This is a genomic window from Pantoea sp. AN62, assembly GCF_050432985.1.
GTDB lineage: Bacteria > Pseudomonadota > Gammaproteobacteria > Enterobacterales > Enterobacteriaceae > Pantoea > Pantoea brenneri.
This window is the reverse complement of sequence record NZ_JBNPYB010000006.1, coordinates 91,315-102,366: the sequence shown is the minus strand read 5'-3', so window position 1 is coordinate 102,366 and position 11,052 is coordinate 91,315. Positions and strand designations below refer to the sequence as shown.

Below are 11,052 nucleotides of genomic sequence, written 5' to 3'. Positions count from 1 at the left end.
GGTTGCATGGTTCAATTAAGCAAAACACGCGAACGTTAGATTTAAAGTAACGATGAGCACGGCGTGGCCGGGATAACCGAAACATGAAAGATTGAGTTTAGGCGGTAATTCAGAAATTAAATGAATAAATATTGATCGGGGTTAATATTGGCGTGAATCTGACAGGATTAATAAAAATTTAATAAAAAGGAGATCTTCTGCTAATGCGGCTTAATAGCGGTGACCGCATGACAGTTATATTACCGTTAAATGACCTCAGCACTGACATGACAATTCGCGACTGACGCTTACCGCGAAAGCCTGTTGCCGTAACCCGGTTGCGGCAGTTAAAAAAAGCAGGCCGGAGCCTGCTTTTTTCCGTGTTGCCTGATTATGACGCCAGTGACAGCGTGGGTTTGGCTTTCTGCGCCAGCCATTCTGCCACACGGGCCTGCTGCTCTTTGCTCAGCCACATGCCCTGCTTGGTACGGCGCCAGATGGCATCGTCAACTTCACGCACCCATTCATGCTGTACCAGGTAACGTAATTCGGCCTCGTAAAACTCATGACCAAAATTCTCACCCAGATCGTCCAGACTCTTCGCGCCGGCTAACAGCGTTTCGGTGTTGCTGCCGTAGGTACGGGCGAAGTGGCGCGCCATATTTTCGCTAATGAACGGATAACGGCGACGCAGGCTGGCGGCGTAATCTTCACGGGTACCGGAGATATTACCGCCCGGCAGCACGCAGTTCTTCGTCCAGGCCGGACCGGCATTCGGGTAGTACTTCGCCAGTTTCTCCAGCGCATGTTCCGCCAGCTTACGGTAGGTGGTCAGCTTGCCGCCGAACACCGACAGCAGCGGTGCCTGGCCGTTATCGTCACGCACATCCAGCGTGTAATCACGGGTAATCGCCTGCGGTGAATCGGATTCGTCATCACACAGCGGACGCACACCTGAGTATGACCAGACAATATCGTCCGTGGTCAGCTGCTTTTTAAAGTGGCCATTGAACACTTTCAGCAGGTAGTCGGTCTCGCTGTCGTCGATGTGAACGTTTTTCGGATCGCCTTTGTACTCCACGTCAGTGGTGCCGATGATGGAGAATTCATCCATCCACGGGATAACAAACACGATACGGTTATCTTCGTTCTGCAGAATGTAAGCCTGCTTCTCGGTATGCACGCGCGGCACCACGATGTGGCTGCCTTTGATCAGGCGAATGCCATACGGCGATTTTAACTTCAGGCTGTCGTCGAACAGCTGTTTAACCCACGGGCCTGCCGCGTTGACCAGGCCTTTAGCGCGCCAGGTGTAGGTTTTGCCGCTGTCGACATCTTCCGCTTCGACCATCCACAGGCCGCCTTCACGCCAGGCGCGGGTGACGCGGGTACGGGTACGCACTTCACCGCCACGCTTCACCACTTCCTGCGCATTCAGCACCACCATGCGGGCATCATCTACCCAGCAGTCGGAGTATTCGAATCCGCGCGTGATTTCTGGCTTCAGGGCCGAATCCGCGCCAAAACGCAAGCTCTTACTGCCTGGCAGACTGGTTCGTTTACCCAGATGGTCATACATAAACAGGCCGGTACGGATCATCCACGCCGGACGCAGATGCGGGCGGTGCGGCAGGCGGAAGCGCATCGGGAAAGCGATATGCGGGGCCATTTTCAGCAGCACTTCACGTTCGGCCAGCGCTTCACTCACCAGACGAAACTCGTAGTGCTCCAGGTAACGCAGGCCACCATGAATCAGTTTTGAACTGGCGGAGGAGGTCGCGCAAGCCAGGTCCCGCGCCTCCAGCATCAGCACCGACAGTCCGCGTCCTGCAGCATCTGCTGCAATGCCGGCACCGTTGATGCCGCCGCCGATCACGATCAGGTCTTTGGTTTCCACGTCATCTCCTCCGATGTTCGGAATAGTTCATTAATGTTCGTTTTCGAGCATAATCATAATCGCAAACCAACATTGATGCCAGCTTTTAACCAGGTAAAAACAATTTTGCGTGATATAGCTAACATTCTGCCGGGGAAAAAATTACAAAGCCGCAATGATTGTCAGGTTATAGGCGCTGATTCTCGGGTTACACTAGGCGCCATTGTGACGATGTTATGAGAGACACCATGGAAACGTTTGAATGTATTAATGTGCAGCAGGCGCAGGACCGTCTGGCGCAGGGTGCCCTGCTGGTCGATATCCGTGACCCACAAAGCTTTGCCCTCGGTCACGCCGCCGGCGCACTGCATCTGACCAACAGCAATCTCAGCGACTTTGTTGCCGGCGCGGACCATAGCCTGCCGGTGCTGGTGATGTGTTATCACGGCAACAGCAGTAAAGGCGCCGCACAATTTCTGCTGGGCCAGGGATTCAGCGCCGCCTATAGCATTGACGGCGGGTTTGACGCCTGGCGTGCCGCTTTTCCCCAGCAGGTTGCTCACGGCAGCGAATAAATTGCCGCTCGTCACATGGAGAGTTACTGATGCGCATTACCCAATTTAACCAACCGCGCATGGCGCAGGCGTTTGTTGACTACATGGCAACGCGCGGCGTCACGCTGCGTATTGAACGTGAAAGCCACTACGTCATCATGCTGGATGATGAAAGTCAGCTGGAGATGGTCGAAAACGAACTTCAGCAGTTCGTGCAGGATCCTAACCATCCGCGCTATCAGGCGGCGAGCTGGCACAGCGGCAAAACGGACAGCGGCTTACGCTATGAGCGCAGCAACATCTGGGCCAACATCCGCGAGCGTGCCGGTCCGCTGACCATGACGGTGATGCTGCTCTGCATTGCGGTGTTTATCCTGATGCAGATCGTCGGCGATCGCACCGTGATGTCCTGGCTGGCGTGGCCGGACACCGATCAGCATCTTGAGGTCTGGCGCTGGTTCAGCCATGCGCTGCTGCACTTTTCACTGCTGCACATCCTGTTCAACCTGATGTGGTGGTGGTATCTGGGCGGCGCGGTAGAGAAGCGGCTCGGCAGCGGCAAGCTGTTCGTGATTATGCTGATCTCCGCGCTGCTGAGCGGCTGGATGCAGGCCAAATTCAGCGGCATCTGGTTTGGCGGTCTGTCGGGCGTGGTGTATGCGCTGATGGGCTATTGCTGGCTGCGCGGTGAACGCGATCCCGACAGCGGCATTTATCTGGAACGTGGGTTGATCGGCTTCGCGCTGGTCTGGCTGGTGATTGGCTGGTTTGGCGCGTTTGGTCTGGCGATCGCCAACGCGGCGCACGTCGCCGGTCTGGTGGTCGGCTTAGCCATGGCGCTGGTCGATACGCGAAAAATCGCGCGCCGTTAGTCGCGGCATTTCAGGAATAAGCGAGAAAACAGGAGAGGAACGTGAAGCAGACGCAACGTCATGACGCGATTATCGATTTAGTCCGACGTCAGGGATATGTCAGTACTGAGGAGCTGGTGGATCATTTCGAGGTGAGCCCGCAGACCATTCGTCGCGACCTGAACGATCTGGCCGATCAAAATAAGATTCAGCGCCATCACGGCGGCGCGGCGCTTCCCTCCAGTTCTGAAAACACCGCCTGGCACGATCGTAAGATGATGTTGTCGGCGGAGAAAGCGCGGATTGCGCAGCGGGTGGCCAGCCAGATCCCGGATGGTGCCACGCTGTTTATTGATATCGGCACCACGCCAGAAGCGGTGGCGCATGCGCTGCTGAACCATAACGATCTGCGGGTGGTGACCAACAACCTGAACGTGGCGATGCTGCTGATGGGGAAACCCGATTTTCGGGTCATCATCGCCGGTGGCGAAGTGCGTACCCGTGACGGGGCGGTAATGGGAGAAGCCACGCTCGACTTCATCTCTCAGTTCCGCCTTGATTATGGCATTCTCGGCATCAGCGGAATCGATATGGATGGCTCACTGCTGGAGTTCGACTATCACGAAGTGCGTACCAAGCGCGCCATCATTGAAAACTCACGCTGCGTGATGCTGGTTGCGGACCACTCTAAATTTGGCCGTAACGCGATGGTTAACCTCGGCAACATGAACCTGCTGGATCATCTCTACACCGATAAAATGCCGCCAGCCAGCGTGATGAAGGTGATTGAGCAGCATGAGGTCCACCTCGAACTCTGCTGATTTCCGCCCTCGCCAGCTGCCCGGCTGGCGTTTTTGTTTGATTGCTGTCGCTTTTTTCCCCACTCCCGTCTTTACTTAACACGTCGCTGGCACCCTGTTGCCAGCCCGTGCGCTTGCTCGTTTTGCTTCACCTCATTGCGTAACAGAAGGGAGTGATATGCCGCAGCAAAAATTCAATAAAGCCCGTTTCAACGCCGCACTAACCCGTCAATGGCAACACTTAGGTCTCACCTCCGCACAACAGATGACCACGCACCAGTGGTGGCAGGCGATTAGCGCTGCGCTGGCGGAATTACTGGCTGCGCAACCGGCTCCCCGCGTCTCTGAGCGGCAGCGCCACGTCAATTATCTGTCGATGGAGTTTCTGATCGGTCGCCTGACCGGCAATAACCTGCTCAATCTTGGCTGGTATGACGACGTAAAAGCGCTGCTGGCTGAGCAGCAAATCGATCTAACTGAACTGCTGGAGCAGGAGGTTGATCCGGCGCTCGGCAACGGCGGGCTGGGTCGACTGGCGGCCTGCTACATGGACTCCATGGCCACCGTCGGTCAGTCGGCCACCGGCCACGGGCTCAACTATCAGTACGGCCTGTTTCGCCAGTCGTTCGATCAGGGACAGCAGATTGAAGCGCCGGATGACTGGCAGCGCGAACGCTATCCGTGGTTCCGCCACAATGCGGCACTGGATGTTGAGGTGGCGATGGGCGGCAGCGTGGAGAAACTGGAGCAGGGCGGCGTACGCTGGCAGCCCGATTTTTATCTGCGCGGCGAGGCGTGGGATCTGCCGGTTACCGGCTACCGCAATGGCACCACGCTGCCGCTGCGTTTGTGGCAGGCGACCAGCGCCCATCCTTTCGATCTGACCCGCTTTAACGACGGTCAGTTTTTGCAGGCGGAGCAGCCCGGCATTGATGCGGCAAAACTGACGAAGGTGCTGTATCCCAACGACAACCATCAGGCGGGCAAACGCCTGCGCCTGATGCAGCAATATTTCCAGTGCGCCTGTGCGGTGGCCAATATTCTGCGCCGTCACCATCTGGCGGGGCGCAGCATTCATAGTCTGCCCGATTTCGAAGTGATTCAGCTTAATGATACCCATCCGACCATCGCCATCCCGGAAATGCTGCGGCGGTTGCTGGACGAGCATCAACTGAGCTGGGATCAGGCCTGGCATATCACCAGCCGGTTATTCGCCTACACCAACCACACGCTGATGCCCGAAGCCCTGGAGCGCTGGGATGAAAAACTGATGCGCAGCCTGCTACCGCGTCACATGCTGATCATCAAAGAGATCAATCAGCGCCTGAAAAAGCAGGTGAAGCAGCGCTGGCCGGATGATAAAGCGCTATGGCACAAGCTGGCGGTGGTGGCGGACGGTGAGGTGCGCATGGCGAACCTTTGCGTGGTCAGCGGTTTCGCGGTAAACGGCGTGGCGGCGTTGCATTCCAGCCTGGTGGTGACCGATCTGTTTCCGGAGTATTACCAGCTGTGGCCGCAGAAATTCCATAACGTCACCAACGGCATTACGCCGCGCCGCTGGTTAAAACAGTGTAACCCGGCGCTGGCGTCCCTGATTGATGACACGCTGAAGGTGGAGTGGGTCAATAACCTTGATGCGCTCAAAGGGCTGGAAGCCTATGTCGACGATCCTGCGTTTTGTCAGCGTTACCGCAGCATCAAGCAGCAGAATAAAGCGCGGCTGACCGACTACATCGCACGGCACACCGGCATTATCGTCAACCCGGATGCGATGTTCGACGTGCAGATCAAGCGGTTACATGAGTACAAACGCCAGCATCTCAGCCTGCTACATATCCTGCACTGCTATCAGACCCTGCTTGATAACCCGGACGATGCCCGCTTTATTCCGCGCGTCTTCCTGTTTGGCGCCAAGGCGGCTCCCGGCTATCACCTCGCGAAAAATATTATTTACGCTATCAATAAAGTGGCGGAAGTGGTCAACAACGACCCGCGGGTCGGCGACAAGCTCAAAGTGGTGTTCATTCCCGACTACCGGATCACCGTGGCGGAGATGATGATCCCGGCCGCGGACTTATCTGAGCAGATTTCCACCGCCGGTTATGAAGCGTCCGGCACCGGCAATATGAAGCTGGCGCTGAACGGCGCGCTGACCATCGGCACGCTGGACGGGGCTAATGTCGAAATCGCTGAACAGGTCGGCGAGGAGAATATCTTTATCTTCGGTCATCGCGTTGATGAGGTGAAAGCGCTGAAAGCCGCCGGGTATAACCCGAAAAAAGTGCGCAAGCAGAACAAGGGGCTCGACGCGCTACTCAAATCACTGGAGAAGGGCAAATTCAGCGGCGGGGACAAACAGGCGTTTGACCTGATGCTGGCGAGCCTGACCAAAAACGGCGACCCGTGGCTGGTACTGGCAGATTTTCAGGCCTACATCGAGGCACAGCAACGCGTGGAAGCGCTGTGGCGCGATCCGCTAAGCTGGACCCGCGCCGCCATCCTCAACACCGCGCGAACCGGCATATTCAGCTCGGATCGCGCGATTGGTGATTATCAGCAACGTATCTGGCAGGCAGCACGCTAAGGAGCAGCATGAAACAGAACTCACTTGATCAGGCCGCCCGTGCGGCCGGTATTTCACTGGATTACATTAACGTTAACGGCGAGAAAGAGGCGATCAGCGACGACACCAAACGCGCGTTGCTGGCGGTGATGGGCGATCCTCATGATGCAAAGAAGTCACCCTTACCGCCGGTCGCGGTCTTCAGCGGCAGCGGTAAACGTCAGCTCACGCCGCAGGGCAGCGGTGTTTATCACTGGCAGCTCCAGACCGAGAAGGGCAAGCAGCTCAGCGGTGAACTGACGGCCGGCGAATCCTTTACGTTGCCAGGTCCGCTGGCGCAGGGCTATCACCAGCTGACGCTGAGTAAGGGAAAAAAGCAGTGGCAGACCCGCATCATTGTCACGCCGCGCCGCTGCTATCTGCCGCCGGCGCTGGAAGCGGGCGAGAAGCGCTGGGGCGCACTGGTACAGCTCTATACGGTTCGTTCGGCGCAGAACTGGGGCATCGGTGACTTCGGCGATCTGCAGACGCTGCTGGAGCAGCTGGCGGCCCGCGGCGGCGATTTCGTCGGGCTTAATCCGCTGCATGCGCTCTATCCGGCCAGCGCCGATTTTGCCAGCCCCTACAGTCCGTCGTCGCGTCGCTGGCTGAATATTATCTATATCGACGTGGGTCAGGTGGTCGACTTCCAGCAGAGCCCGGCGGCGCAGAAGTGGTGGAAAAGCGCTAAAACGCAGCGGGCGCTGAGCAAAGCGCGTGAGGCGGAGCTGGTCGATTATGAAGCGGTGATGGCGCTTAAGCTGGCCGCGCTGCGCCTCGCCTGGGCACACTTCCAGGCGCGGGATGCAGAGAGCGAAGATAAACAGTCGTGGGCTGCCTTTGTCCGTGAGGGCGGAGACAGCCTGCGCTATCAGGCGGCCTATGATGGCATACAGCTTGAGCGGCGGGCGGGCAATGCGCAGCACTGGGGCTGGCCCGCGTGGCCGCAAGGCTGGCGTAACAGCCAGTTGCCGGAGGTGCAGCACTGGTGCGAGCAGCACCAAGAGGAAATTGCCTTCTGGCAGTGGTTGCAGTGGCTGGCACAGCAGCAGTTCTCCCGCTGCTGGTCGCGCAGCCAGGCGCTGGGGATGAGCGTGGGTCTTTATCGCGATCTGGCGGTCGGCGTGGCGGAAGGCAGTGCTGAAACCTGGCACGATCCGGAGCTGTATCGTCTGCAGGCGTCGATTGGCGCGCCGCCCGATCGCCTCGGTCCGCTGGGTCAGTACTGGGGCCTGCCGCCGATGGATCCGCACGTGATGCAGGCGCGAGGTTATCAGCCGTTTATCGACATGCTGCGCGCCAATATGCGCGATTGCGGCGCGTTACGAATCGACCATGTGATGTCGCTGCTGCGCCTCTGGTGGGTGCCGGCCGGGGAAACGGCCGATAAAGGTGCCTACGTGGCCTATCCGGTTGATGATCTGCTCGGCATTCTGGCGCTGGAGAGCCACCGGCTGCGCTGCATGGTGATCGGGGAGGATCTTGGCACCGTACCGAAAGAGATCGTCAGCCTGCTGCGTAAAAGCGGGGTGTTTTCATGGAAGGTGCTGTGGTTCGAGCAGGAGAAAAACGGCAGCTATCGCGCTCCCGCAGCCTACCCGCGCCAGTCAATAGCCAGCGCCAGTACCCATGATTTGCCAACGCTGACCGGGTTCTGGGAGCAGGGCGATCTGTCTCTGGGCGAGAAGATTGGCCTCTATCCGGGTGATGCGGTTAAGGCGCTGCATCAGCAGCGGGCAGAACAGAAGCAGGCGCTGCTTGATGCGCTGCATCAGGCGGGAGCGCTACCGGCCCGCAGTCCGAAAAAAGCCGATAAGCTGGCGATGACGCCGACGCTGAACCGGGCGATACATCGCTTCCTGGCCGATACCGACAGCGCCCTGCTGGGCCTGCAGCCGGAGGACTGGCTCGGGATGACTACGCCGGTAAATGTGCCGGGCACGGTTGAGCAATACCCCAACTGGCGGCGGAAACTGAGTAAAACTCTGGAAGAGATGTTTGCTGACGAGGAAGTGAATAAGCTGCTTAACTCGGTCAGCCAGCAGCGTAAGCCTGGCTGAACAGATCAGCGCGACAGCCGGGCTGTCGCGCGTGATCATCAATAGAACGAGTGCTCACCGCGCTGGTGCTCGGTGATATCGCGTACGCCTTTCAGTTCCGGGAAGGCGGCCAGCAGCTCTTTCTCGATGCCATCTTTCAGGGTGACGTCGATCATTGAACAGCCATTACAGCCGCCGCCGAACTGCAGAATGGCGTAACCGTCATCGGTGATCTCCATCAGCGACACGCGACCGCCGTGGCCAGCCAGCTGTGGGTTGATCTGCGCCTGCAGCAGATACTCAACGCGCTCTACCATCGGCGCATCGTCAGAGACCTTACGCATTTTGGCGTTAGGCGCTTTCAGCGTCAGCTGCGAACCGAGGTTATCGGTGACGAAATCGATTTCAGCGTCTTCCAGATAGGGCGCGCTCAGTTCGTCAACGTAGGCGGAGAGCTTTTCGAACTTCAGCTCGGTATCCGTCGCTTCAACCGCATCGGGTGGGCAGTAAGAGACACCGCATTCGGCAGTTGGCGTACCCGGGTTAATCACGAATACGCGAATCTGGGTGCCATCTTCTTGTTTGGATAGCAGTTTGGAAAAATGCTCTTGGGCAGAATCAGTAATTCGGATCATGTCGATTGCTCAATAGTTGACTAATTTAGTTGGTTATAATACGCCCATCAATGACGCTCTACAAGGTACGGCACAGGCACCAGATCTGCACGCTGGCCGCTCCCTGCGCCAGTAACAGGCGACTGATTTCTTCTACCGTGCTGCCGGTGGTGACCACGTCATCCAGCAGGGCGATATGGCGTCCGTGCACCGCCATTTCAAGGCGGAAGGCACCGCGAAGGTTTCTGCGGCGCTGGCGGGCGTTCAACTGATGCTGTAACGCCCCCTGTCGCTGACGATGTAATCCCATCCCCCGCTCGCAACCCAGCCAGTGCGCCAGCGGCGCGGCCAGCAGATCGGTTTGATTGTAGCCGCGCTGCCAGCATCGTCGCGGGTGCAGCGGGACCGACAGTAGCAGGTCAGGGCGTGGCAGGTTGCCACGTCGGTAGCTATCCTGCCAGCTTAGCAAAAGCAGCCGCGCCAGCATCACCCTGAGTGCGGTAACGCGAGAAAATTTGAGCTGATTAACCCAGCGACTGAACGGCGGACGGTAGCTGTTTACGCAGATCAGCGCCTGCCACGGCGGCGGCTTCAGCAGACAGCGTCCGCAGGGCAGCCGCAGGTTACCGGCTGGCAATCCGCAGCGCGGGCAGAGCCGCGGCAGGGCGGGCAGCTGACGTAAACAGAGGCTGCACAGGCCGTGTTGCGCGATTCGCAACGGCAACCGGCATAGCCAACACAGGGCAGGCATTGATAGCATAGCGACCTCCTTATCACTTTCGGGATAGTAACTGATGACGTCGCTTTACTGGCACTCCTGTGGAACAGGGAATGTGGATCTTGTGCTACTGCACGGATGGGGACTGAATGCGGAAGTCTGGCAAAGCATTATTCCGCGGCTCAGCCCGCACTATCGCCTGCATCTGATCGATCTGCCTGGCTATGGCCGCAGCCAGGCGTTTGGCGCGCTGACGCTGGACGAAATGGCGCAGCAGTTACTGCCGATGCTGCCTCCGCAGGCGATCGTCGCAGGCTGGTCGCTGGGCGGTCTGGTGGCAACCCAGCTGGCGCTGACCGCGCCGCAACGGCTGCGTGCGCTGATTACCGTGGCATCCTCTCCCTGTTTTACCGCCAATGCAGAGTGGCCAGGTATTAAACCCGACACGCTGCAAAATTTTCAGCAGCTGCTCAGCAATGATTTTCAGCGCACGGTCGAGCGCTTTCTGGCGCTGCAAACCCTGGGAACAGAGACCGCCCGGGCCGATGCGCGCCGCCTGAAAGAGGTGGTGCTGTCGCAGCCAATGCCGTCGGTGGCGGTGCTGGATAGCGGACTGGATATTTTGCGGCAGGTCGATCTGCGCAGCGCGTTGCCGCAGATATCGCTGCCGTTCCTGCGGCTGTACGGCGCACTGGATGGTTTAGTGCCGCGCAGCATTGCTGCCCGCCTTGATCAGACGCTGCCCGCTTCGCCTTCGCGGGTGATAGACAAAGCCGCCCACGCGCCTTTTATTTCCCATCCGGAGGCGTTTTGTCAGCAGATTATGAATTTCATCAACGATTTGCCGACATAATTGCGCCGGTGACTGGCAAATTTTCCGGTAGCGGCAATACTTCTCTTCGTGAGCAAGGCCGCTGCATTTTTATGTGATTAGTCACGGAGGACTATGCCGTTCCATATAGCCTTACGCGTTTCGCGGCTGCTTACATCTCACAATGGACCATGAATGAGGGTAAACA

At 58.1% G+C, this 11,052-nt stretch carries 9 protein-coding genes; 6 read left to right on the top strand and 3 right to left on the bottom strand.

The window, feature by feature from the left end; all coding sequences use genetic code 11:
- Nucleotides 1–370: 370 nt before the first annotated feature.
- On the bottom strand, nt 371–1,876 hold the full coding sequence (gene glpD / locus FHW04_RS08980; protein ID WP_031375642.1) for a glycerol-3-phosphate dehydrogenase: 1,506 nt from the start codon (nt 1,874–1,876) through the stop codon (nt 371–373).
- Nucleotides 1,877–2,103: 227 nt separating this feature from the next.
- Between glpD and glpE the strand changes: the two genes are divergently transcribed.
- The 5 genes from glpE (at nt 2,104) to malQ (ending at nt 8,722) form a co-directional block, all read left to right on the top strand.
- Nucleotides 2,104–2,430 (top strand): thiosulfate sulfurtransferase GlpE, encoded by a 327-nt coding sequence (glpE, locus tag FHW04_RS08975; RefSeq protein WP_069729423.1) that lies wholly within the window; start codon nt 2,104–2,106, stop codon nt 2,428–2,430.
- 29 nt (nt 2,431–2,459) lie between these two features.
- Nucleotides 2,460–3,281 (top strand): rhomboid family intramembrane serine protease GlpG, encoded by an 822-nt coding sequence (gene glpG, locus FHW04_RS08970; RefSeq protein ID WP_031375644.1) that lies wholly within the window; start codon nt 2,460–2,462, stop codon nt 3,279–3,281.
- Between the two features lie 41 nt (nt 3,282–3,322).
- Nucleotides 3,323–4,081, top strand: a complete 759-nt coding sequence (locus FHW04_RS08965) for a DeoR/GlpR family transcriptional regulator (RefSeq protein WP_031375645.1) — start codon at nt 3,323–3,325, stop codon at nt 4,079–4,081.
- Nucleotides 4,082–4,238: 157 nt separating this feature from the next.
- The gene (gene malP / locus FHW04_RS08960) at nt 4,239–6,644 is read left to right on the top strand and encodes a maltodextrin phosphorylase (RefSeq protein WP_089562400.1); all 2,406 of its coding nucleotides are present in this window, start codon (nt 4,239–4,241) and stop codon (nt 6,642–6,644) included.
- Between the two features lie 8 nt (nt 6,645–6,652).
- A complete protein-coding gene (malQ, locus tag FHW04_RS08955) occupies nt 6,653–8,722 on the top strand; it encodes a 4-alpha-glucanotransferase (protein ID WP_089562399.1) in 2,070 nt (689 codons plus the stop codon).
- Between the two features lie 38 nt (nt 8,723–8,760).
- Here the strand turns inward: malQ and nfuA are convergent, their stop codons facing one another.
- Nucleotides 8,761–9,336, bottom strand: a complete 576-nt coding sequence (gene nfuA / locus FHW04_RS08950; RefSeq protein WP_031375648.1) for a Fe-S biogenesis protein NfuA — start codon at nt 9,334–9,336, stop codon at nt 8,761–8,763.
- A 58-nt stretch (nt 9,337–9,394) separates the two neighbouring features.
- On the bottom strand, nt 9,395–10,075 hold the full coding sequence (gene gntX, locus FHW04_RS08945; RefSeq protein ID WP_031375649.1) for a DNA utilization protein GntX: 681 nt from the start codon (nt 10,073–10,075) through the stop codon (nt 9,395–9,397).
- A 34-nt stretch (nt 10,076–10,109) separates the two neighbouring features.
- Between gntX and bioH the strand changes: the two genes are divergently transcribed.
- A complete protein-coding gene (gene bioH / locus FHW04_RS08940) occupies nt 10,110–10,886 on the top strand; it encodes a pimeloyl-ACP methyl ester esterase BioH (protein WP_089562398.1) in 777 nt (258 codons plus the stop codon).
- The last annotated feature ends 166 nt before the right edge of the window (nt 10,887–11,052 follow it).

Bases quoted from the DNA above. Each gene is read 5' to 3' on its own strand.
- glpE (WP_069729423.1), top strand. From the start codon at position 2,104: ATGGAAACGTTTGAATGTATTAATGTGCAGCAGGCGCAGGACCGTCTG.
- glpG (WP_031375644.1), top strand. From the start codon at position 2,460: ATGCGCATTACCCAATTTAACCAACCGCGCATGGCGCAGGCGTTTGTT.
- malP (WP_089562400.1), top strand. From the start codon at position 4,239: ATGCCGCAGCAAAAATTCAATAAAGCCCGTTTCAACGCCGCACTAACC.
- malQ (WP_089562399.1), top strand. From the start codon at position 6,653: ATGAAACAGAACTCACTTGATCAGGCCGCCCGTGCGGCCGGTATTTCA.
- nfuA (WP_031375648.1), bottom strand. From the start codon at position 9,336: ATGATCCGAATTACTGATTCTGCCCAAGAGCATTTTTCCAAACTGCTA.
- gntX (WP_031375649.1), bottom strand. From the start codon at position 10,075: ATGCTATCAATGCCTGCCCTGTGTTGGCTATGCCGGTTGCCGTTGCGA.
- bioH (WP_089562398.1), top strand. From the start codon at position 10,110: ATGACGTCGCTTTACTGGCACTCCTGTGGAACAGGGAATGTGGATCTT.